This window comes from Streptomyces sp. NPDC059092 (genome assembly GCF_042756365.1).
GTDB lineage: Bacteria > Actinomycetota > Actinomycetes > Streptomycetales > Streptomycetaceae > Streptomyces.
In genome coordinates this window covers 1-22041 of record NZ_JBHZEJ010000075.1, presented here as the reverse complement: position 1 = coordinate 22041, position 22041 = coordinate 1, and the positions used below count along the sequence as shown (strand labels likewise).

Genomic DNA, 22041 nt, shown 5'->3' with positions numbered 1-22041 from the left:
GTCCCGCGGTCTCCGCGTTCCCCGGTCTCAGCGGCAGAGCGCGCTGTCCACCGCGTCGTCGATCTGCTGAAGGTCGGAGAGCCCGCCGGGCAGAACGGTGACCGCGAAGCTGACGGCCCGGCCCTCGTCCGTGACGCCGCCGCGGGTCTCGTACCCCGGGATGTCCCCGCCGTGCCCCCAGTAGACGCCGCCGCAGGACAGCGGCTGGCTCTTCAGGCCGAGTCCGTAGCGGGCGCCGGCCGACGGGTGCCCGGTGGCCTCGACGGTGGTGCGCATCGCCTTGAGCTGCTCCGGCTCCAGCAGCTCCCCGTCGAGCAGCGCGGTGAAGAACCGGTTCAGCTCCTCGTTGGTGGAGACCATCGCCCCCGCCGCCCACGCCGAGCTGGGGTCGGACACCGAGACGTCGCGCAGCGGCTTGCCCGGCTGGTCCGCGTGGTAGCCCTTGGGGTGCTCCTCGCGGATCGTCATCTCGCCGGGCCGCGGGAAGTACGTGTGCCGGAGCCCGATCCGCCGGATGATCCGCTGGGTGATCTCCTCGCCGAGCGGCCGGCCGGTGACCTTCTGCACGATCAGCCCCGCGACGATGTAGTTGGTGTTGCTGTACTCCCACCGCTCGCCGGGCTGGAAGGACGCCTTCCCCTCCAGGGCCATGTCGATCAGTTCGCGCGGCTCCGTGTAGCGGTGCTGGAACGCGGCGTAGTCGCCCGCGACGGCCTGGACGTACTCCGGCAGGCCGCTGGTGTGCTGGAGGAGCTGGCGTACGGTGATCCCGCGGCCGTCGATCCCCTCGCCGCGGAGCAGGCCCGGCAGATACGTCTCGACCGGCTCGTCGAGGCCGATCCTTCCCTCGCCGACCAGTTGCAGCACCACCACCGCGGTGAACGTCTTCGTGTTGCTGCCGATCCGTATCTGCCCGTCGGCCGGGACCGGGGTCGGGGTCGCGAGGTCGGCGGTCCCGGCGGCGTACGTCCGCGTGCGGCCGTCCCGTTCCTGTGTGGCGACCAGGGCGCCGGGGCGTACGCCGTCGCGCACGAGCTCGTCCACCAGCCCCCGCATCACACCGGTCTCCTGGGTGTCCTGCTCGCCCTGCTTGTCCTGAGGGCCGCTCCGGCTCGTGTCACCGTCGCCGCCGCCCGTGTCGGCCACCGCGTACGCGGTGTGCAGCCCCAGGGCGGCCACCAGCGTGATCGCGGTCAGCGCGGTGATCCGACGGCGGGGGCCGCGGCGGCGGACGGCGGGGGTGGGGACGTGCTCGGACATGCGGAAACTCCTCCAGGGCGGTCGGCCGGGTCGTGGCGACCGGGCAGGCATCCAAGTCTGCCCGCCGCCCCTGTGCGGGCGTAATCCGGCTTGCAGGCGTACGGAGGGTGGTGCTGAGTACACCCCCCGGCCGGCCCTTCGGGATGTCGGACAGGCCTGTGCCCCATGCCCTACGCCCGCAGGTAGGCGAGCACGGCCAGCACGCGCCGGTGGCCGGCGTCCGTCGTCGGCAGCCCCAGCTTGTTGAAGATGTTGCCGATGTGCTTGTGCACCGCGCCCGCGGAGACGGTCAGCAGACCGGCGATCGTCGCGTTCGAGTGGCCTTCCGCCATCAGCCCCAGCACCTCGCGCTCGCGGGGGGTCAGGCTGTGCAGCGGGTCGTCGGCCCGGCGGCGTACCAGCAACTGGGCGACGACCTCCGGGTCCATCGCCGTACCGCCGTCGGCCACCCGCTGGAGCGCTTCCAGGAAGTCGGTGACCTTCCCCACCCGCTCCTTGAGCAGATACCCCACCCCGCCGCTGCCGTCGGCCAGCAGCTCGGTGGCGTAACTGTCCTCGACGTGCGCCGACAGGACGAGCACCGCGAGCCCCGGCTGCCTGCGCCGTGCCTCCACGGCGGCGCGCAGCCCCTCGTCGCGGTAGGTCGGCGGCATCCGTACGTCCACGAGCGCGACGTCTGGCCGGTCGGCGGCGACGGCGGCCAGCAGGTCGGTGCCGTTGCCGACGGCGGAGCTGACCTCGATGCCCTCGGCGCGCAGCAGGTGGGTGAGGCCCGCCCGCAGCAGGGCGTCGTCCTCGGCGATCACGATCCGCACGGGTTCACACTCCTAGGGGGATGGTGGCGCGCAGCGCGGTGGGGCCGCCGCGCGGGCTGCTCAGCCGGGTCGTCCCGTCGAACGCGGCGACGCGGCGCTCGATCCCGACGAGCCCGGTGCCGAGGGCTTCGTCCGCGCCGCCGCTGCCGTCGTCCGTGACCTCGACGGTGAGCAGGCCGTCCTCGGCGTGGAGCGATACGGCGATCCGCCGCGCCCCGCTGTGCTTGACGGCGTTGGTGAGCGCTTCGGCCACCACGAAGTAGGCGGCGGCCTCGACCGCGGCGGGCGCGCGCGGCAGCTCCCCCGTGTCGAGGGTGCAGTCGATCGCGCAGTGCGAGACCAGCGCCGCCACCGCGCCGGAGAGCCCGCGGTCGGTCAGGACGGGCGGATAGATGGAGCGGACCACCCCACGCAGCTCGCCGAGCGCCTCGGTGGCCGCGTTCTGGGCGGTGAGCACCATGGGCAGGGCGGACGCCGGGTCGCGGAGCAGGGCGCGCTCGACCATGCCGAGGTGCATGACGACGGCGACGAGACGGTTCTGCGTCCCGTCGTGGAGGTCGCGTTCGATGCGCCGCAGCTCGGTGCCGTGCGCTTCGAGCGCGCCGGCCCGGGTGGCGGTGACCTCGGCCAGGCGCTCCACGAGCGTGGTCCTCGGGGGCGCGAGCCGCGCCGCGCTGAGCCGCGCGTACCAGCGGGCCAGCGGGGGCGCGAGGAGCACGCCGAGCGCGCCGTACCCGGCGGCGGTGGCCAGTGCGAGGCCGGCGTCTACCCACGAGCCGACCGGGGCGCCCAGCGTGGTTTCGGCGCCTGGGATGACGGGCCAGAGCGCGGCGACCACCACGTTCTGCACCACGCCCGCCGGCGCCCCGACGCCCACCAGGCCGGTCAGCGTGCCGAGCGTGGCCTGGAGGGTCAGCCAGCCGATGTCGCGGCGGGTGCCGGGGCTGGTCAGTACGGTGGCGAGGTCGGCGTGGTCGTCGGCCGCCTCCCGCGCGGGCGGGGGGACCGGCGTACCGAGGAAGTCGCCGGTGCGGCGGCGCTCGAACGCGGCGAGACGGCGGATGCCCCTGGCGGTACGGGGCAGCAGCGGCAGCGTGACGAGCGGCGCCACGCTCAGGACGAGCGCGATGAGGGCGAACCAGGAGGCGATGCCGGAACCGGCGCCGATCGCGAGGAACTTCAGCTGCCGGAATGACTCCCGCGCCCACGTCTGGAACCGGGGCCGCTGTCGGCCCGGGGCGGGGTCGGTCACGTCGGGGCTGCTCCCTGGCACGCGCATGGTGGAGTTGGCTCTACCTTCGATCATGGCACGCGCGGGATGGTTCGTGTCAATGGCTCCGACCTACCGTCAGGGCGTCGACGCGGTCCAGCGCTCGACTCCACTGCCGGATGCACGGGTGAAGGGTCGGGTCATGGGGATGAAGGGGTGGCTCAAGGAGCCGGGAGGGGCGCGTGCCCCGGAGGCGAGGCCGCACTTCGCCGTACGGCTGGAGGCGGCGACGGCGGTGTACGGCCGGGGCGGCGCCGGTGGTTCCGGCGGCTCCCGCGGCTCGGGCCGCACGGGGCGCACGGGCGGTTCCGGGGGTGCGAAGGGCGTGGGCGGCTCCGGCGGTTCCGCCGAGGTCACCGCGCTGCGCGAGGTGACGGCCGGGATCCGGCGCGGCGCGTTCACCGCCGTCATGGGCCCCTCCGGATCGGGCAAGAGCACGTTCCTGCACCTGGCGGCCGGCCTGGAACGGCCCGCGTCGGGACGGGTGCTGCTCGGCGACACCGACCTGTCCACGCTGAACGAGACCGCCCTGACCGAGCTGCGGCGCGACCGGATCGGCTTCGTCTTCCAGGCGTACAACCTGATCCCCGCGCTCGGCATCACCGACAACATCACCCTGCCGCTGCGCTTCGCGGGACGTACCGCCGACCCCGCCCGGCTGGCCCAGATCGTCTCCGCGGTCGGGCTGGACGGGCTGCTGGACCGGCGGCCGAACGAACTCTCCGGCGGCCAGCAGCAGCGCGTGGCCATCGCCCGCGCCCTGGTGACCGGCCCCGACGTCGTCTTCGCCGACGAGCCGACGGGCGCGCTCGACACCAACACCGGGGCGCAGGTGCTGCGGCTGCTGCGCGGGCTGGTCGACACGCTCGGCCAGACGGTGGTGATGGTCACCCACGACCCGGTCGCCGCCTCGTACGCGCACCACGTCGTCTTCCTCGCCGACGGCCGGATCGTCGGCGAACTCGACGCGCCCACACCGGAGTCGGTGGCGGCCCGGATGACGCGACTGGGGGAGAGGTGAAGAACCCCAGGAGTTCCGCCCTCGCCTTCGCCCGGCAGTCCATCCGCGCCCGGCGCACCGAGTTCACCGCGTCGTTCCTCGCGGTCCTCGGCGGCGCGATCCTCGTGACGGCCTGCGGGGTCCTGCTCCAGTCGGGCCTGTTCGCCGGGATCGCCCCGCAGCGGTACGCGGCGGCCCCGGTCGTCGTCGGCGCCGCCCAGTCGGTCAGGGCGGAGGTGAAGGAAGGCCCGGACCTCGTGGAGACGCTGCCGGAGCGGGCGATGCTGCCGGTGAGACTGGTGGAGACGGTCGCGGCCGTCCAGGGCGTCCGCGAGGCGATCGGGGAACTCAGCTTCCCCGTCACCCTGGTGGCCGCGGACGACCGTACGGTCCCCGCCCCGTCCGGCGGCGCGATGCTCGGCCACGGCTGGGGCTCGGCCGCGCTCACCCCGTACACGCTGCGCGCCGGCGCGCCGCCGCGCGGCCCCGGCGAGGTGGTGCTGGACGCGGACACCGCGGAGCGCGCGGGCGCCGGTGTCGGCTCGACGGTAAGGATCGCGACGGCGGACGGCACCGTACCGTACCGGGTCGCCGGGGTGGCGGCGCCGCCGAAGGGCGACGGACCGCCGCACCGGTCGGCCCTGTTCTTCACCGACGACCGCGCGCGCGTCCTGTCCGGGCACCCCCGGGAGGTCGTGGCGGTCGGGATCCTCGCGGAGCCGGGCGTACGGACGGACGCGCCGGCCGGCCTGGCCGGGCTGCTCACGTCCGAGGACGGCACGCTCGCCCAGCGCGTGGCGGACGCCCTGAAGGAACAGGGGTACGGCGACGGCCGGGCGGTGGTGCGCTCGGGCGTGGAGCGCGGCGAGGTCGAGTTCCTGGGGGCGGCGCGGTCGCGCTCCGTACTGACCCTGGTCTCCGGCTCGTTCGGCGGCTTCGTCCTGATGATCGTCCTGCTCGTCGTGGCAGGCACGCTCTCGCTGGTGGTGCACCAGCGGCGGCGCGAGGTCGCCCTGCTGCGCGCGGTGGCGGCCACGCCCCGGCAGATCCACCGGATGCTCGCGGCCGAGGTGCTGCTGGTGACGGGCGCGGCGGCGCTGCTCGGCGTGGCGCCGGGATATCTCGCGGCACAGGCGCTGCGCGACGGGTTCGCCAGGATCGGCGTGATCGAGGAGGGCTTCGCGCTGTCGGTCGGCCCGGTGCCCGCGGTGGCCGCCGTACTGCTCTGCCTGGGTACGGCGCGGCTCGCGGTGTGGGCCGCGGCCCGTAAGCAGGTGCGGATCCGTCCGGTGGCGGCGCTGCGGGAGTCCGTGGTGGAGCGCCCCGACATCGGGCGCGGCCGGATCGTCGGCGGGTACGCCGTGCTGGGTCTCGCGGTCGTGTCGCTGGGCGCGGTGGTGGCCGTACCGCAGAGTCTGGCCGCGGTGCCCGCCGTGCTCTGCTCGATGCTCGCCCTGATCGCCCTCTCGATGCTCGGCCCGCGCCTGACGGCCGCGCTCGCCCGGATCGCCGGGGCGGGGCTGCTGCGGCACTTCCGGGTGGCGGGCTACCTCGCGGCGGCCAACAGCGCGGCGGGTTCGCGGCGGCTGGCGGCGGCGGTGACCCCGCTGGCGCTGACGATCGGCTTCGCGAGCAGCCAGTTCTACAGCCAGACCACGCTGTCGGAGGCGACGGGGTACCAGGCGCGGGCGGCGACGGTCGCGCCGTACGTGGTGACGGGCGCGGGCGGGGTCTCCCCGGACGTCGCGGCGGCGGCCCGCCGCGTACCGGGCGTGACGGCGGTGACCCCGCTGGTCGCCACCGAGGTGGTGGCGGTCGGACCCACCCTGTTCGACGAGCCGTTGTCCCGCTCGACGGCGTACGGGGTCGACGCGGCGGGCCTCCGCGGCACGCTGGACCTGCCGGTCGCCTCGGGCACCCTGGACGACCTGCGCGGTGACACCGTCGCGCTGAGCGGCACGGAGGCGCGCTGGCTGGGCAAGGGTGTCGGGGACCGGGTGGACCTCGTCCTCGGCGACGGCACGCGCGTGAAGCCCCGGGTGGTCGCCGTGTTCCGCCCCAACCTGGGCTTCGGCGACGTCCTGCTCCCGGCGGCCACCGTCCTCCCGCACACGACGGACCGCCTCGCGGACACGGTCCTCGTCGCCACGGCCGCCTCCACCGGGAACGACCGGGCGGCGGTGGCCGCGGCCCTGGGCGCCCTGTCGAAGGACCACCCGGGCCTGGTCGTCGGCGACCGTACGGCACTCCAGGCGGCCCAGGACGCGCAGACCCGCTCCCAGGACTGGCTGAACCGCCTGCTGCTCGCGGTGATCCTCGGGTACGTGGCCCTCTCGTCGGCGACGACGCTGGTCACCACCACGACGGCCCGGACCCGCGAACTCGCCCTGCTCCGCCTCTCGGGCGGCACCCGCGCCCAGATCGCCCGCATGCTGACGGCGGAGACCACGTTCCTGGCGGCGACGGCGGTATTCCTGGGCACGGTCACGGCGGCCGTCCCCCTGGCCGTCCTCTCCCTGCGCCTCACCGCGAACCCGATCCCGGCCGGCCCGGCCTGGGTCTTCGCGGCGATCGTGACGGTCACGGTCCTGACGGCGGTCCTGGCCATCCGTATCCCGGCGGGCCGCGTCCTGCGGGCCCACCCCCTGGAGGCGATGCGCACGCGGACGTGACGCCCCCGGGGCCGTGGGACGCCGCTCACCCGCCGGGACCGCGGGTGAGCGGCGCACGCACGGCCCGAGCGGCGCACGGCCCGAGCGGCGCATGGCCCGAGTGGCGCACGGCCCGCGCGCCGAACACGTAGCCCGCGCGCCGAACACAGGGTCCGAGGGGTGAACAGAAGAGTGCGGTCCGCCCGCCACTGCCTCGAACACCTGACGACGGTCGGCAGCGTCGAGGTGTCCCCGCGCTACGGCGCGGCCGGCATGAACGCCGCTACCACCGGCGGTCGGCGTAGCTCCACGGCCCGGTCTCCGCCCGTCCAGGCTCCGCTTCTGCGCCCGTCCAGGCGATTTGGGACAATTCAGTCGTACGGAGTCCGAAGCGCCGCCCCACCGGCTCAGGGAGGACGCCATGAGCGCCACGGTCACGCGCCGCGAAACCGCCCGCGCACTGCTCGACACCCATGGACAGACCTACGCGGCCCAGGCCGGAATCCGGCTCAGGGACACTCCTCAGCCGCTCTACCAACTGCTCGTCCTCGCCTGCCTGCTCAGCGCCCGTATCCGCGCCTCGGTCGCCGTCGACGCGGCCCACGAACTCTTCGAGGCGGACCTGCGCACCCCGCGCCGGATGCAGGACGCCACCTGGCAGCGGCGGGTGGACGCGCTGGGCGCGGGCCACTACCGGCGCTACGACGAGAGCACGTCCACCACCCTCGGCAAGGGCGCGGCGTTCGTCCGCGAGCGGTACGGCGGCGACCTGCGGCGGCTGCGCGAGGAGGCCGCCGGCGACCCCGGACGCATGCGGGACCTCCTCCAGGAGCTGCCCGGGATCGGCCCCGCGGGCGCGGACATCTTCCTGCGCGAGGTCCAGGGGGTCTGGCCCGAGCTGGAGCCCTACCTCGACGGCAAGGCGGCCCAGGGGGCGCGGCGCCTCGGGCTGCCCACGAGCGCCGGCGAACTGGCGAAGCTGGTGACCGCGCCCGAGCTGGCGGTCTTCGCGGCGGCCCTGGTACGGGCGGCGCTCGACAGGTCGGTGGTGGACGACGTACGGAAACGGACAGGCGCCGCCGCGCCAGCTTAGGCTCTCACCCCTCCCGTACGACGGCTCTCACCCTTCCCGTACGACATCCGCGGCGGCCTTGTCCTGCCGGAGCCCCAGGAAGCGGGGGTGGCGCAGCAGTCCGTCGCGGGTCCATTCGGTGAAGCCGATCTCCGCCACGAGGACGGGCTCGACCCAGTGGACGCCCGGCTCCCGTACGGGTGCGCCGAAGGGGGAGGCGGCGACCTCCAGCGCGTCGAGCCCGGCGCGGAGCCGGACCAGGGTCGTGCGGTCGAAGCCGGTGCCGACCTTGCCCGCGTAGGCGAGGCGCCCGTGGTCGTAGTGGCCGACGAGCAGCGCGCCGAACCCGGTGCGCGCGCCGGCCGGTTCCGTGAAGCCGCCGATCACCAGTTCCTGGCCGCTCGCGCACTTGAGCTTGAGCCAGTCCGGGGAGCGGCGGCGCAGGTAGCGGCTGTCGGCGCGTTTGGCGATGAGTCCTTCCCAGCCGTGCGCGCAGGCCTCGTCGAGCCGTTGCCGCCCGCCCTCGTTGCGGTGCGGGGTGAAGCGCACGGGCGGCCGGAAGTCGAGCGCGCGCCGCAGCAGGGACTTACGGGTGCGCAGCGGAAGCCGGGTCAGGTCGATCCCGTCCAGCCGGAGCAGGTCGAAGACGTAGTAGGTGACGGCCACCTCACTGGCCCGTACCCGGCGCGGGTCGGTGAGCTGCATGCGCTGCTGGAGGCGGGCGAAGTCGGTCCGGCCGTGGGCGAAGGCGACGATCTCGCCGTCCACGGTGAACCCGTCGCCCGGTTGCGTGGCGAGCGCCTCGGCGATCTCCGGGAAACTCCCGCGCACGGCACGGCCGGTGCGGGAGAGCAGGCGTACCCGGTCCGCGTCCCGGGTGGCCAGCGCCCGCATCCCGTCGAGCTTGCGCTCGAAGAGCCAGTCGGAGCCGAAGTCGCGCCGGTCGCTGAGGACGGCGAGCATCGGATCGGCCGCCGACTCGACCGCGCCCGGCGCGACGGCCAGCAGCCGCTGCTGGGCCTCGGGCAGGGCCCGGAGCAGTTCGTTCATCCGGCGCCCTCCCGATCCTCCTCGGCGACCTGCCGCAGGGTCCGGCCGCTGCGTACCGACCGGGCCCGCCGCGGGTCGGGGGCGGGCCTGCCGTCGGCACGGTCGTCCTTCTTCTTGACCAGCAGCCAGGACGCGCGCCCGCCGGACTCCTCGCCCTCGCGGAAACGGGTGAGCGCGTAGGCGCCGTGCAGTTTGGACCCGTCGAGGCGGAAGGTCGCGTGGCCGTGCTCCAGCGCCTCGGCGAACGTGCGGCCCTTGTCGTCGGTGCTGCCCGCCAGGGGTACGTACGTACCCTCGTCCCAGACGATCACGGTCCCCGCCCCGTACTCGCCACCGGCGATGACGCCCTCGAAGGCGCGGTACTCCAGCGGATGGTCCTCGGTGGGCACCGCGAGCCTCTTGTCGTGCGCGTCGGCGGAGGGGCCCTTCGGGACGGACCAGGACTTGAGGACCCCGTCGACCTCCAGCCGGAAGTCGAAGTGCGTCGAGGTGGCGTCATGGATCTGCACCACGAAGACCGGCTCCCGCCCGTCCTCCACGCCCTCGCCGCGCGGTTCACGCGTACGGTCGAAGTGACGCCTGCCCCGGTACGTGGTCAGTTTCCCGCTGAGGTCGTCGCTCACGTCTCCCGCCTCCCACGGAACGGCCGCCGGCCCCCTCTCCCACTGTCGTGCCCCGGCGCACGCCCCGCATGTGCGTGGCGTACCGGGTGGGCGGGCACGGGAAACCGCCAGCGACTCACCGGCACCCGGGGCGGAGGCGGTTTCGACGAGCGTGTGCCCCGTGGCCGCGATTGGCCCTCGTGCGGTCGCCCGGCATAGGGCGCCGCATCAGGATCGTCCTGACAGCACGGCGGGCAGCACGGGACGGACTCGATGGATGACGACGTGGCGGGCCGGGACCGGAGCGGCGCTGCCCCGGGCGACTTCGACCGGAGGCGGTTCCTCGGGGTGGCGGCGGCAGGGGCCGTCTCTCTCACCGCAGGCGGGGTGACCGGCTGTGACTCCACGACGGACGTGAGTCCCGGCGCCGCGCCCGGCCGCACCGAGACCGAGCGGTCGGCCGCCGAGGAGAGGCGCCGCCCCGGGAGCCCGGACTGGCGTATCCGGTCCGTGGGTCCTCCCGACGCGATCGAGGGTTACGCCGACAAGGTGAGCGTTCTGCCGGGAGAGGCGTTCGGGCTGCACGTCTCGACCACCGCGCCCGGCTTCCGTGTCTCGGCGTACCGGGTCGGCTGGTACGGCGGTGCTGAGGCCCGGCTCGTCTGGAGATCCGGCCGGGTGGCGGGCCGGCGCCAGCACCCGCCGCGCCTGGAAAGCGGCACCCGGACCGTACAGGCCGACTGGGAACGTACGGCGGTGGTCCGCACCGACGGCTGGCCGGAGGGCGCGTATCTGCTGCGGCTGGACGCGGAGAGCGGCCACCAGCGGTACGTGCCGGTGATCGTCCGCTCCGCGAGCGCCTCGGGCGCGACCCTCCTGATGCACGCCGTCGCGACCTGGCAGGCGTACAACCGGTGGGGCGGCTACAGCCTCTACGAGGGCAAGGACGGAACGTACGGGAACCGCTCGCTCGCCGTCTCCTTCGACCGGCCGTACGACAAGAACGGCGCCGAGAAGTTCCTGGTCTACGAGCGGGCCGCGGTGGTTCTCGCGGAGCGACTGCGCATTCCCCTGGCGTACACCACGGGTGTGGACATCCACCTCGCCCCGTCGGTGCTGCGGGACGCCACCACCGCCGTCGCGCTCGGCCACGACGAGTACTGGACCCCGGAGCAGCGGCGGTACGTCACCCGGGCGCGCGACGCGGGGACCAACCTGGCGTTTCTGGGCGCCAACAGCTGCTTCCGCCGGGTCAGGCTGGAGCCGACGGGCCCCGGTGCCGTCCGCACGGTGGTCTGCTACAAAACCGACTACCGGCACGATCCGTACCTCGCGGACCACCCCTCCATGCCGACCGACGACTTCAGATCGCCGCCCGCCGCCCAGCCGGAATCCGCCATGACCGGTGTTCTGTACGAGGGCTATCCGACGGACGCCCCGTACCTCGTCCATGGCGCGGACCACTGGATCTTCGCGGGGACAGGGGTGAGGAAGGGGGACTCCTTCGACCACCTCGTGGGGACGGAGTACGACCGTGTCATGCCGGGGGCGCCCACGCCGAGGCCGATCGAGATCGTCGCCCACTCCCCGCTGGTCTGCAAGGGCCGGAGCAGCTATTCCGACTCCGCGTACTACACCGTGCCGAGCGGCGCGGGCGTCTTCGCCTCGGGGACGATGCGATGGGTCGAGGCCCTCATGGCCGGAACGAGGGAGAACGGCCGCGACCACGGCATGGACGCGCGCACCGGAGCCTTCGTCACCCGTACGACCGAGAACGTACTCCGCGCCTTCGCGGCCGGCCCTGCCACGAAAAGCACGCCGACGGCGCACGACAACGTGCGGAGCGTCTACGGACACACCTCGGACGGAACCGGTCCGTAGCCACCTCCGCACACGGACACAGCGCGGCGCGCGGTTCCACCGTCCCGGCAGCCTCATCCCAACGGCGCAGCCGAACGCGCTTCGGATCGCCGAACGGACCGGGTGCGACGAATAATGACTGAGAGGAGTGCGTACCCGCCGGGCGACCCGGGCGAAGGTCATGGAAATCGGTATGCAGATTTCGCGCTTGAAGTCACACCCTGCCGAGAAAATGATTCGGGATCTGAAATGAAAGCGTGCCAGATTTCAGTGGTCGTGCCGTGTTTCAACGAGTCCGACGTGCTTGAAGCTTTTCATGCGGCATTGATCGCCGTACTTGTGCCGACTCGGCAATCCTTTGAAATTTGTTATGTCGATGACGGCAGCAGTGACGGCACGCCGATGCGGTTGACCGCGCTCGCCGAGGCTGACCGGCGGGTGCGCTACACCTCCTTCAGCCGGAACTTCGGCAAGGAGGCGGCCATGCTCGCCGGACTGCGCATGACCCGGGGGGATGTGGTGGTCCTCATGGACGCCGACCTCCAGCACCCGCCGGAACTCCTCCCCAGAATGCTGGAGTTGCGACGACGCGGATACGACCAGGTGGTCGCACGGCGCGACCGCAGGGGCGAAGGTGTCCTGCGCGCCGCTGTCAGCGCGGCCTACTACCGGGCGATGGGGCACTGCATGGATGTCGCTGTCGTCGACGGGGCGGGCGACTTCAGACTGCTGTCACGCCGGGCGGTGGACAGCGTACTGGCACTGCCCGAGAGCAACCGATTCTCCAAGGGAATATTCTCCTGGATCGGCTTCGCGACCGTGAGCTTCACCTACGAGAACATCCCGCGCGCGGCGGGGAAGTCGAAGTGGGGCGGCAGGAATCTGCTCAACTACGGAATCGACGGAGTGATCTCCTTCAACAGCCGCCCACTGCGCCTGGCCATCTATGCCGGCCTTTCGCTCTTTCTGGCCGCGGTGGCCTACGCGCTGTGGGTTGTTCTGCGTGCGGCACTGCATGGCGCCGACGTCCCCGGATACACCTCCTTGCTCACCGCCATGGTGGCGCTCAGCGGAATCCAGCTGATCACTCTCGGTGTCATCGGCGAATACGTGGGGCGCACCTACCACGAAGCGAAAAACCGCCCTCACTACGTAGTGCGCGCAACGAGCGAAACCCACGCCGGCCTCCCCGCGGGCCTTCCCGCGAGCGTGCCCAGTTCCAGCGCGATCGGCCGGGACAGGCCCCGGAGCGTCCGCCAGTTCGCCGTTTTCGCGGTGATCGGACTCGTCAACACGGCCGTCTACCTCGCCGTCTACGCTTCCCTGAACAGGTGGATTCCGTACCTGACAGCCCATGTCCTGGGCTACACGGTCAGTGTGGTCGGATCGTTCCTCCTCAACTCGTACATCACGTGCCGGACGAAGCCGACCTGGCGGGCCTTTGTCCGGTACCCGCTGTCGAGCCTGTCCGGCCTGGTGGCAGCCGGAGGCCTTCTCTACCTCGCGGTCAGCGTCCTCGGCGTGAACAAGAATGTCGCCGCGCTGGGGGCCGGAGTCCTCGTCACGCCGCTCTCCTTCCTGCTTGCCCGGTGGGCCATCACCTCAGGCGCCGTCGCGTCGTCGCCGTACGCGCCGACGAGCGCGAACCCTCCCGGGCTCCCGGCGGATGAACCCGACACCGTCCGACAGCGGGACTGACCTCGGCGGAAAGGCCTGGCGGAGGCGAAAGGCGGAGGCGCGTATGACTGTCAACTCGTCGGGGGCGGGCTCTCCGGAGCCGGCGGGCGAAGGAACACGGCCCGGCCGCGGTGACGATGAGAAGCGAGCCGGACCACCGTGGCCGGCCTTCTGGACGGTGACGCTCTCCCTGGTGCCTCTCGGCCTTCTCGGGGCGGCCGCGTGGATCGGGCGGCATGTCCGGCCCAGCGGGGACGACTGGTGCTTCCTGCCTGTCACGCGTGACGACGGCATGACCGGGCTGATCGGGAAGTTCTATTTCCAGGACAACGGACGGATCGCGAATGCCCTGCTGGTCGGGGTGTACGCGAGGTTCGGGGTCGCGGGGCACCAATGGTTCGGTGTGTTCAGCGCCCTTCTCATTCTGGGGGCCCTCTGGGCGGTGACCGCCCTGGCGCTGGGCAAGGCGGGTCTGAGAGCGCCGCGCGGAGTCCCGTTGTTCGTGGCGTCCATGGTGACGGTCGTCTTCCTCTTCGCGACGCCCAACATCTATAAGACGTTCTACTGGCCCGCCTCATCCGTGTCGCACACCGTGGCTCCGGTGCTGGCATGCGTCGCGGTCGTACCACTGCTGCTGGCGCGGACACGCGCGGGGAGGACGACCGCGCTGGTCACCGTGGGCGTGGCCGGATGCTTCATGGGCACGCTGTCCGAAGAGACGTCGCTGGTCAGCCTCGTCGTTCTCCTCTGTGTCCTTGTGCTCAGCCGCTGGATGTTCGCCGAACGCCGGCGCGCCTACGCGCGGTTCTGGTGCCTGGCGGGCATCGCCGGCATCGGGATCGGAACACTCGTGCTGTTCACCTCTCCGGGCTCACACATCCGGCGTGAGCGGTACGGCGCTCGGACCGCGTTCATGTTCGAACCCGAGACGCTGATCGGCTCACTACGGGCCTTCGCACACATCCTGATCACCCTCCTCACGACATGGCAGTACCTCGGAGCGGTGGCGACGGGGATCCTGCTGGGCCTCCTGGTCCGGAACAGCGGGACGCGGCCGACGACGGTGGTACTGACCCACCGGGCGCTCCTCGCCGCTACAGGCGCTTTCGCCTTCTTCGTCTCCGGCTACCTCTGCACCGTCGTCGCGTATCCCGTCTTCGGCTCACGGGTGGCGACGGTCTCGCGGATGTGGAACGACTACCGCTTCCTGTACATCGTTCTGCTCGTCGGCGCCGGCGCCCTCCTGGGACGCGTACTGCGCCGGCGTGCCCGGCCTGTCGGCGCGGCGAAGGTGACCAGCGCGGCCGTATGCGCCGCCTGTTGCCTCGGGCTCGCTCTACCCCTCGCCCACCTCGGGGAGAGCATGAGCGCACGGGCGCGGGACTGGGACCGCCAGGACCAGTGGCTGCGCACCCGGTCGGCGAGCGGGGCACGGGTGCTTCCCTACAAGTCCCTGTCGGTCAGCGGCATGGGAGAACCATTTGCCCACCACGGGAAAAAGAACTGGCCGGCCCGCTGCGTCGCCGACTACTACCACCTGAGGAAAATCACCCCGTCGAGCCGTCTGCCCTGACAGACCCAAGTCATCTGTTGATGCGTTCGACCGGAGCCTTCGGGGCTGTCTGCCGGTTCGCCATGGGCCTTGACCCGGAACAGGCCGGTTCGGTGAACGCGGACAGCAGCACGTGCCGGATCAGGTTCGGGTAGGCGATGCCGCAGCCCGGGGCATCGTCGCGGGGTTGCCGTGTTCGGACACGGACACCCGCGCCGTCGATCAGCCCGCCGTCGGCGCGGGCTCCGGAGCCGTGACCGGAGCCAGGTGGAACCGTGACCGGGAGATCAGTCCGTCCTGGGCCCACATGATGGCGGGCCCGGCCAGCACAGCGGTCGCGCCGTCCGGTCCGGTACCCACATACTCGAACTCCGCCCAGAATTCCGGGCCCGCGGTGGCACGGTGCAGCACCCGGCCCCGTATGTCGGGGAGGCGGCTGAAGATCGCGGTCCAGTTGGCGAGCACCTGCTCGTTACCGATGAACCCCTCCGAAGGACGGTGCGGCGGACGCGTCCGCACGCAAAACACCCTCCTGACCACGTTTCCGCAGTTCAGAAGGGTGTGAGAGCGGTAGCGGAGGGATTTGAACCCTCGGTGAGTTTCCCCACACTCGCTTTCGAGGCGAGCTCCTTCGGCCGCTCGGACACGCTACCGAGAGAGAGCTTAGCCCACAGTGGGCCGTGCTTTGAAATCGATAGGCGGTCGGGGGTCAGCGGGTACGGAAGAAGGTGGTCAGGAGCGTGGCGCACTCCTCGGCGAGTACGCCGTGGATCACTTCCGGGCGGTGGTTCAGGCGGCGGTCGCGTACGACGTCCCAGAGGGAGCCGGCCGCGCCCGCCTTCTCGTCGAGCGCGCCGAACACCACCCGGTCCAGCCGCGACTGGACGATGGCGCCCGCGCACATCGTGCAGGGTTCCAGCGTCACCACCAGCGTGCAGCCCGTCAGACGCCACGCGCCGAGCTGTCCGGCGGCCCTGCGGATCGCCAGGATCTCCGCGTGGGCCGTCGGGTCGCCCGTCGCCTCACGTTCGTTGTGGGCCGTGGCCAGCGTCGTGCCGTCCGGGGACAGCACGACGGCGCCGACCGGTACGTCACCGGACCTGCCCGCCCGTACGGCCTCGTCCAGCGCGAGGCGCATGGGCGCCGGCCACGGTGCGCGTACCGGGTCGGGCTGATCGTGCTGGTGCGGATCGTGCGGGGACAGCATCTAGCGCACGGTCTCCAGTACCTCGGCGGCGCCCAGGGCCTCCGCGATCTCGGCCATCGCGTCGGTGTCCAGCGCCAGCAGATCGGCCTCGGAGAGGCCCAGGTCGGTCAGGATCTCGCGGTCGCCGACGGCGCCCGTGGGCACGGTGTCCGCGGCCTTGGCGGAGGGGTCGGTGTCGGTATCGGTATCGGTTCCTTCGTACTCGTCCGGTTCGCCGTCCTCCGTACCGTCGAGGTCCAGCGTGTCGAGGTCGTCGGCCGGGTCGTCGTCGTCCCTGCCGAGCAGTTCGTCCATGAGGATCTCCCCGTACGAGGAGCGTGCGGCCGCGGCCGCGTCGGAGACGTAGATACGAGGATCTTCCTCGCCCTCCACGCGGAGGATGCCGAACCAGGCGTCCTCCTGCTCGATGAAGACGAGCACCGTGTCCTCGTCCACCGAGGCTTCGCGGGCCAGGTCGGTGAGGTCCGACAAGGTCTCCACGTCGTCGAGCTCTGTATCGCTCGCTTCCCACCCGTCTTCGGTGCGCGCGAGCAGTGCGGCGAAGTACACCGTGACTCTCCCACTGGTCAGAGGTGTGACGGTCCGGCGGTGCGCTGCTCGGCGCCGCCTACTCGGAATCGTGGCAGAAACCGGCGCTTCGCGAGAGGTCTTCCGCCGTTGCGTCGTGGCGCCATTTTATTGGGCCCCTGTTCGGACCCGTTCGCGGGATGGCTTCCTCCGGGCTCAGGGGCTGCCCGGGGGCCGTCGGGATCCGGTGTCGTGGCCGGGCGTGGCTCCCGGAGGGCCGGGCGTGGCTCCGCGCGGCCGCCGGGGTGCCGGTGCGGCCGACCGGGGTGCCGCGGGCTACCGGGGTGCCGGTGCGGCTACCAGCGGAACGTGCGCATCCGCATCTGCTGGCGCATCCGTGCCGCGCGCGCCTGCCGGGGTTTCACCCGCTCGCGCAGAGCCTTGGCCTCGTTCAGCTCCCGCAGGAACTGCGCACGGCGCCGGCGGCGGGCCGCCTCGGTCTCGCTCTCGCCGTCGCCCGTGCCCTCGGGCTCCCGATCCGGGGGTGACTCGGAACTCATCGATGCCTCACCGCCTCAAGGCCGTGTCCTGGGCCCTTCTACCTTCCCGCGCTCCCGGGGGTTGATGCCAGCCGGTTCCTGCCGGTTCCCGCCCGTTCCCGGCATTCCGTACGTTCCTGGCAGCGCGTAACGCCTTGGCCCCCGGTTACTGTGGACGCCATGCGGATTCACGTCGTCGACCACCCTCTGGTCGCGCACAAACTCACCACCCTGCGCGACCGGCGCACCGACTCACCGACCTTCCGGCGGCTCGCCGACGAGCTGGTCACCCTGCTCGCGTACGAGGCCACCAGGGACGTACGGACCGAACAGGTCGACATCGAGACCCCGGTGACGCGGACGACGGGGGTGAAGCTCTCGTACCCGCGTCCGCTGGTCGTGCCGATCCTCCGGGCCGGTCTCGGCATGCTGGACGGCATGGTGCGGCTGCTCCCGACCGCGGAGGTGGGCTTCCTCGGGATGATCCGCGACGAGCAGACGCTCCAGGCGTCCACGTACGCGACCCGGATGCCCGAGGACCTCTCCGGCCGTCAGGTGTACGTGCTGGACCCGATGCTCGCGACCGGCGGCACGCTCGTCGCGGCGATCCGGGAGCTGATCAAGCGCGGCGCCGACGATGTGACCGCGGTGGTGCTGCTCGCGGCGCCCGAGGGCGTCGAAGTGATGGAGCGCGAGCTGGCGGGCACGCCGGTGACGGTGGTGACGGCGGCGGTCGACGAGCGGCTCAACGAGAACGGCTACATCGTTCCCGGTCTGGGCGACGCGGGCGACCGGATGTACGGCACCGTCGACTAGGACCGTTCCACAGGATGGTGTCCGGGTCGTGCCCTCCCCCGGGGGAGGGCACGATCACGGGGTCAGCAGGACGGGGCCGCCGGGGCGCTCAGCGTGGCCAGCGCCAGGTCCGCGTCCTTCTGGACGTCCAGGGCCTTGAAGGCCGAGCCGATGATCAGGTCGACGTCCTTCGTCGTACGGGTGTCGGCCTTCGGCGTGGCGCCCCTGAGCTGGGTCCCGAGGACGGTGAGCGCACTGTCCGAGGCGCTCGTCGCGCCGAGGAGTATCCCGGCGCCCGGGACCTTCTTGTCGTACGTCTCCGGGGCGTTGCCCACCTTGCCGATGGCGAAGCCGCGTTTCCTCAGCTCGTCGGCGGTGGTCTTGGCGAGTCCGTCCTGCGGGGTCGCGTTGTAGACGTTGACCGTGATCTCGCCCGGCTTGGGGAGCGCGTGCGCGGGCGCGGTGGGGGAGGGGGACGGCTCGCAGTCGGGTCTGTTCCGCTCGCCGGCGGTCGTGTTCTTCGTGCTGTCACCGGAGAAGACGTCGATGAGCTGGAGTGTTCCCCAGCCGGCCAGGCCGAGGGCGACGACGGCGGCGACGGCCGCGAGCACGATCCTGCGGCGGTGACGGGGGCGGCGCATACGTGGGTACTTGGACCCCGTGATGCGGTACTTTCCGCCCATGCCGGGGGGAGTGAGCATGCTCATGGGCGCAGCGTAGTGCGCGCCGTGAGCGTTTCCTACTAAATGATCAACCGTTTGGGCGATCAAGGGGCGGGAAAGGGCCCGAAAGGCTCAGCGCGGGCCGCGCCAGGGGGTACGGCACTCGGCCCCCTGTCAGCCCATGTCCAGCTCCAGCACGCGCGCGTGCAGCACCTGACGCTGCTGGAGCGCGGCGCGTACGGCGCGGTGCAGACCGTCCTCCAGGTAGAGGTCGCCCTGCCACTTCACGACATGCGCGAACAGGTCCCCGTAGAAGGTGGAGTCCTCGGCGAGCAGCGTCTCCAGGTCGAGCTGACCCTTCGTCGTCACGAGCTGATCGAGGCGGACCGGGCGCGGCGCGACGTCCGCCCACTGCCGGGTGCTTTCCCGGCCGTGGTCGGGATACGGCTTTCCGTTACCGATGCGCTTGAAGATCACACGGAAAGCCTACCGGGCAAGCGGCTCCGGGCGCAGCCATGGCGCAGGAGCGCAAAGGTCGCATTCAACGCCAAAGGGGGAGCGAAGCCAGAGCGGAATCGGTCCCTCCGGCCCGCTTCCCGGGCGCGCCGGGTCCGCCTCGCCGTGGAGGCCCACCGTGGAGACCTGTCGTGGAGATCCGGACAGTGGCGTCCGCCGTCGAGTCCTAGACCGGCGGTGTGCCCGGCGGGGACTGGCGGTGCGGGTGGGGCGGAAGGTGCGGGCCCGGGTGCGGGGAGAGGGGCGGGCGGCCCGGGCGGCCGTGTCTGCCGTCACGCGCCGGCACTTTCACTCTCACCCGGCGTGGCATGAGCCCGTAGATTCCCAGCGGCGGAAACAGGTCGACCCGTCTCGGATAGTTCCCCTGCGCGCATTCGAGGCAGAGAAGATCTCGTGTGCCGTCCGGTGTGGTGCGTACCGCCTCGACGCTGTTTCTCCAGCAGGCCTCGCAGTACCAGCAATCCATTTTCGACAGCAACACGGTCGCCCTGGGCAAGAGGGTCCCCTTTCCTCGACGGAGTTCGTACCGTTTCCGAAGAAACGGTATTTCGTAAAGCGGCCCGAACGTGAAGGGGCCCGAACGGTCCGAACGGTCAGAGAGGGGCGGTGCGGGCCGTGGGGGCGGCCGGGACGCCGGGGGAGGTGCCGGAGGCGTGAAGGGGCGGGAGAGGCACGAGCGGCTTCGCCGCGGCAGGGCCCAATTCCGGCGTGGGGATAGGGATTGAGTTCGAATCACTGCGCATTGTCGTCCTCGGGGCGATACAACTACATTGCGTGTGACCAGCGTTGCTCTGCGCCAGGCGTGCGCGCAACGGCGTGTGCGTGCCAGACGGGATCTGTCACCTGAGGAAGGAAGGCCCAATGGGGCGGCGCAATGCGGAAGGCGGGGAGAAGACGGCCGGTACGGCGGCCGTATTCGGTGAAGTGCTGAAGCATTCACGGGACTCCATTGGCCTCACCCAGGCAGGGCTCGCGGAGCGAGTCCCATGTGACAGATCGTTCGTAGCACGGGTGGAGGCGGGGACGCGCGTTCCCGACGACAAGTTCACCGACACGTGTGACGTGGTGCTGCGGACCGGCGGGATCCTGCGCAAGCTCTGGGAAAGGATCGACTGGTATCCGGAGGTGGAGCACCCGGACTGGTTCAAGCGCCGCGCCGCGATGGATGCCCAGGCGGTCGCCCTGCGGGAGTACCAGAACCAGGTGATGCCCGGACTGTTGCAGACCGAGGACTACGCGCGCGACCTTTTCGGCCAGGTCGCCACCGGCGAAGAATTGGAGGAGATGGTCCGCGCGCGCCTCAGCCGGCAGCACCGGTTCCTTTCGACCGGAGGGCCGCTTCTCATCGCCGTCCTGGACGAAAGCTGTATCCGGAACGCGGTCTTCAGCGACACCGTCATGCGCAATCAGTGCGCACATCTGCTGCGGGTGGGAAAGCTGCCCAACATTCGTGTGCAAGTCGTCCCGGCCAGCTCCCGGGGTGTCGTACGTCCCAGTACGTCGATGTCGCTCATCACCCTGCCCGACGGCCAGTTCTGGGTGTACTCGGAATCGCTCGACCGCGGCCACTTCAGTGACGATCCGGCGGTTACCGCCCGTCATGCGCAGTCCTATGATGTGCTCAGGGCGGATGCGTTGTCCGCTTCCGACTCTGCCGCGCTGATCCGTGACGCGATGGAAGGGTATGGCCACCATGAGGAACCGCGATGTGACGGCGGCGGCGTGGGTCAAGAGCAGTTACAGCAGCAACAACGGCGGAAACTGCGTGGAAATAGGCCTCGGTATCCCCGGATCCGTCCCTCTTCGTGACAGCAAGAGCGTCGAAGGTCCCGTACTCGTTTTCCGCGCCGGTGTATTCGACACCTTTCTTTCGGGCGTCAAGAGACCCCTCCCTTGAGAGGCATCCGTGAGGTCTCCGCCCCGACCTGGCTCCCTGGCGTTTCGGCGGCACCTTTCCGGGCCGTTCCGCCGTATTCTCTGGCCTCACCCCCAGGAATACCGGAGTTCCGGAGTACCGGAGTTCCGGAGTGCGGAACAAAGGAACGCAGGAAAGGCAGGGTGCACGACGTGCTCAGCACCGACTTCGTGACCGGCTCCCCCAACTGGCTCGACGTCGCGGGACCCGACATCGACGCCTCGGCCGCCTTCTACACCGCCGTCTTCGGCTGGACCTTCCGGTCCGCCGGGCCGGACGCGGGAGGCTACGGCTTCTTCCAGCAGGACGGCAGGACGGTCGCTGCCCTCGGGCCTCTCACCGACAGCGCCGCCGACCCCGCCTGGTCCGTGTATTTCAAGAGCCAGGACGCCGACTCCACCGCCCGCTCCGTCATCGTCCACGGCGGCACCGTACGCGTCCCCCCGGCGGACGTGATGGACGCGGGACGCATGGCGTGCTTCACCGACCCCCAGGGCGCGGACTTCGCCGTCTGGCAGCCCGTCTCCGTGCGCGGGCTCGAAATCACCTCCGAGCGCGGCGCCCTCTGCTGGACCGAACTGCACACGGCCGACGCCGCGGGCGCGCTCGCCTTCTATCGGGCCGTCTTCGGCTGGCGCTTCCAGGAGCTTCCGGTGCCCGGCATGACGTACACCGTGCTCGCCACCGGTGAGGGCGACCAGGAGGACGCCACGTTCGGCGGGGTCGTCGCGGCCGAGGGCGAGGAGGGGACGCGCTGGCTGCCGTACTTCGGCGTCGACGACACCGACGCGCTGGTGTCGGCGGTACGGGACCACGGCGGCTCCGTCGTCCTGCCCGCCGCCGATGTGCCCGACGTCGGCCGCATCGCGCACCTCGCCGACCCCTTCGGCGCGCGCTTCGCCGTCATCAGGCCCGCGCCTCGGCAGGAGGGGTAGGGCCGCGCGGACGGAGGTGGGACACGCCGTTTCCCTCCGTACGGCGTGCCCCGCAACCGTGCTACGAGTTCCTACGAGTTCCTACGAGGCCGGTGTGTGGCCCTTGTCGCGGGCCGCGGCCGTCGCCGTCTCGGCCGGCTGCGCCGCCGGCGGCCC

The 22041-nt window shown here is 71.6% G+C and carries 21 protein-coding genes and 1 tRNA gene; 10 read left to right on the top strand and 12 right to left on the bottom strand.

The window, feature by feature from the left end:
* Positions 1 to 27: 27 nt before the first annotated feature.
* The 3 genes from ACFXPL_RS31310 to ACFXPL_RS31300 all read right to left on the bottom strand — a co-directional run bounded on the left by ACFXPL_RS31310 (position 28) and on the right by ACFXPL_RS31300 (position 3327).
* Complete coding sequence (locus tag ACFXPL_RS31310) at positions 28 to 1260, bottom strand: serine hydrolase domain-containing protein (RefSeq protein ID WP_384925952.1); 1233 nt, start codon at positions 1258 to 1260, stop codon at positions 28 to 30.
* A gap of 170 nt (positions 1261 to 1430) precedes the next feature.
* The gene (locus ACFXPL_RS31305) at positions 1431 to 2075 is read right to left on the bottom strand and encodes a response regulator (RefSeq protein ID WP_384925950.1); all 645 of its coding nucleotides are present in this window, start codon (positions 2073 to 2075) and stop codon (positions 1431 to 1433) included.
* A gap of 4 nt (positions 2076 to 2079) precedes the next feature.
* On the bottom strand, positions 2080 to 3327 hold the full coding sequence (locus ACFXPL_RS31300) for a sensor histidine kinase (RefSeq protein WP_384925948.1): 1248 nt from the start codon (positions 3325 to 3327) through the stop codon (positions 2080 to 2082).
* A gap of 166 nt (positions 3328 to 3493) precedes the next feature.
* On the opposite strand from ACFXPL_RS31300, the gene ACFXPL_RS31295 reads away from it, so the two are divergent.
* The 3 genes from ACFXPL_RS31295 to ACFXPL_RS31285 all read left to right on the top strand — a co-directional run bounded on the left by ACFXPL_RS31295 (position 3494) and on the right by ACFXPL_RS31285 (position 8089).
* Positions 3494 to 4366 (top strand): ABC transporter ATP-binding protein, encoded by an 873-nt coding sequence (locus ACFXPL_RS31295; RefSeq protein WP_384925986.1) that lies wholly within the window; start codon positions 3494 to 3496, stop codon positions 4364 to 4366.
* A complete protein-coding gene (locus ACFXPL_RS31290) occupies positions 4363 to 7017 on the top strand; it encodes an FtsX-like permease family protein (protein ID WP_384925946.1) in 2655 nt (884 codons plus the stop codon). Before ACFXPL_RS31295 ends, ACFXPL_RS31290 begins: the two co-directional genes overlap by 4 nt.
* A gap of 400 nt (positions 7018 to 7417) precedes the next feature.
* Positions 7418 to 8089 (top strand): endonuclease, encoded by a 672-nt coding sequence (locus ACFXPL_RS31285; protein ID WP_384925944.1) that lies wholly within the window; start codon positions 7418 to 7420, stop codon positions 8087 to 8089.
* Positions 8090 to 8116: 27 nt separating this feature from the next.
* On the opposite strand, the gene ligD is transcribed toward ACFXPL_RS31285, so the two are convergent.
* Both ligD and ACFXPL_RS31275 read right to left on the bottom strand, forming a co-directional pair.
* Positions 8117 to 9118 (bottom strand): non-homologous end-joining DNA ligase, encoded by a 1002-nt coding sequence (gene ligD, locus ACFXPL_RS31280; RefSeq protein ID WP_384925942.1) that lies wholly within the window; start codon positions 9116 to 9118, stop codon positions 8117 to 8119.
* Positions 9115 to 9741: a DNA polymerase ligase N-terminal domain-containing protein gene (locus ACFXPL_RS31275; protein WP_384925940.1), complete on the bottom strand. Its 627-nt coding sequence runs from the start codon at positions 9739 to 9741 to the stop codon at positions 9115 to 9117. The genes ligD and ACFXPL_RS31275 overlap by 4 nt, the downstream gene beginning before the upstream one ends.
* A 252-nt stretch (positions 9742 to 9993) precedes the next feature.
* Between ACFXPL_RS31275 and ACFXPL_RS31270 the strand changes: the two genes are divergently transcribed.
* The 3 genes from ACFXPL_RS31270 (at position 9994) to ACFXPL_RS31260 (ending at position 14830) form a co-directional block, all read left to right on the top strand.
* Positions 9994 to 11601: a N,N-dimethylformamidase beta subunit family domain-containing protein gene (locus ACFXPL_RS31270; RefSeq protein WP_384925938.1), complete on the top strand. Its 1608-nt coding sequence runs from the start codon at positions 9994 to 9996 to the stop codon at positions 11599 to 11601.
* Positions 11602 to 11829: 228 nt separating this feature from the next.
* Complete coding sequence (locus ACFXPL_RS31265) at positions 11830 to 13278, top strand: glycosyltransferase (RefSeq protein WP_384925936.1); 1449 nt, start codon at positions 11830 to 11832, stop codon at positions 13276 to 13278.
* A 172-nt stretch (positions 13279 to 13450) separates the two neighbouring features.
* Positions 13451 to 14830, top strand: a complete 1380-nt coding sequence (locus ACFXPL_RS31260) for a DUF6056 family protein (RefSeq protein WP_384925934.1) — start codon at positions 13451 to 13453, stop codon at positions 14828 to 14830.
* A gap of 201 nt (positions 14831 to 15031) precedes the next feature.
* On the opposite strand, the gene ACFXPL_RS31255 is transcribed toward ACFXPL_RS31260, so the two are convergent.
* The 5 genes from ACFXPL_RS31255 to ACFXPL_RS31235 form a co-directional block, all read right to left on the bottom strand.
* On the bottom strand, positions 15032 to 15328 hold the full coding sequence (locus ACFXPL_RS31255) for a nuclear transport factor 2 family protein (RefSeq protein WP_384925932.1): 297 nt from the start codon (positions 15326 to 15328) through the stop codon (positions 15032 to 15034).
* A 49-nt stretch (positions 15329 to 15377) separates the two neighbouring features.
* Positions 15378 to 15462, bottom strand: a tRNA-Ser gene (locus ACFXPL_RS31250).
* A 56-nt stretch (positions 15463 to 15518) separates the two neighbouring features.
* Complete coding sequence (tadA, locus tag ACFXPL_RS31245; protein WP_384925930.1) at positions 15519 to 16016, bottom strand: tRNA adenosine(34) deaminase TadA; 498 nt, start codon at positions 16014 to 16016, stop codon at positions 15519 to 15521.
* Positions 16017 to 16565 (bottom strand): hypothetical protein, encoded by a 549-nt coding sequence (locus ACFXPL_RS31240; RefSeq protein ID WP_384925928.1) that lies wholly within the window; start codon positions 16563 to 16565, stop codon positions 16017 to 16019.
* Positions 16566 to 16879: 314 nt separating this feature from the next.
* Positions 16880 to 17083, bottom strand: a complete 204-nt coding sequence (locus tag ACFXPL_RS31235) for a hypothetical protein (RefSeq protein WP_384925926.1) — start codon at positions 17081 to 17083, stop codon at positions 16880 to 16882.
* 159 nt (positions 17084 to 17242) lie between these two features.
* Here ACFXPL_RS31235 and upp point away from each other — a divergent pair, with 159 nt between their 5' ends.
* Positions 17243 to 17878, top strand: a complete 636-nt coding sequence (gene upp, locus ACFXPL_RS31230) for a uracil phosphoribosyltransferase (RefSeq protein ID WP_384925924.1) — start codon at positions 17243 to 17245, stop codon at positions 17876 to 17878.
* Positions 17879 to 17940: 62 nt separating this feature from the next.
* On the opposite strand, the gene ACFXPL_RS31225 is transcribed toward upp, so the two are convergent.
* Positions 17941 to 18564 (bottom strand): LytR C-terminal domain-containing protein, encoded by a 624-nt coding sequence (locus tag ACFXPL_RS31225; RefSeq protein WP_384925922.1) that lies wholly within the window; start codon positions 18562 to 18564, stop codon positions 17941 to 17943.
* Positions 18565 to 18693: 129 nt separating this feature from the next.
* Positions 18694 to 18996, bottom strand: a complete 303-nt coding sequence (locus ACFXPL_RS31220; protein ID WP_384925920.1) for a type II toxin-antitoxin system VapB family antitoxin — start codon at positions 18994 to 18996, stop codon at positions 18694 to 18696.
* A 900-nt stretch (positions 18997 to 19896) separates the two neighbouring features.
* Between ACFXPL_RS31220 and ACFXPL_RS31215 the strand changes: the two genes are divergently transcribed.
* The 3 genes from ACFXPL_RS31215 (at position 19897) to ACFXPL_RS31205 (ending at position 21885) form a co-directional block, all read left to right on the top strand.
* Positions 19897 to 20844: a Scr1 family TA system antitoxin-like transcriptional regulator gene (locus ACFXPL_RS31215; protein ID WP_384925918.1), complete on the top strand. Its 948-nt coding sequence runs from the start codon at positions 19897 to 19899 to the stop codon at positions 20842 to 20844.
* Positions 20801 to 20932 carry a DUF397 domain-containing protein gene (locus ACFXPL_RS31210; RefSeq protein ID WP_384925916.1) on the top strand — a complete coding sequence of 44 codons (132 nt, stop codon included), beginning with the start codon at positions 20801 to 20803 and terminating at the stop codon, positions 20930 to 20932. Before ACFXPL_RS31215 ends, ACFXPL_RS31210 begins: the two co-directional genes overlap by 44 nt.
* A 170-nt stretch (positions 20933 to 21102) precedes the next feature.
* Entirely contained in the window at positions 21103 to 21885 is a 783-nt protein-coding gene (locus tag ACFXPL_RS31205; protein ID WP_384925984.1) for a VOC family protein, read from the top strand.
* Positions 21886 to 22041 lie beyond the last annotated feature (156 nt).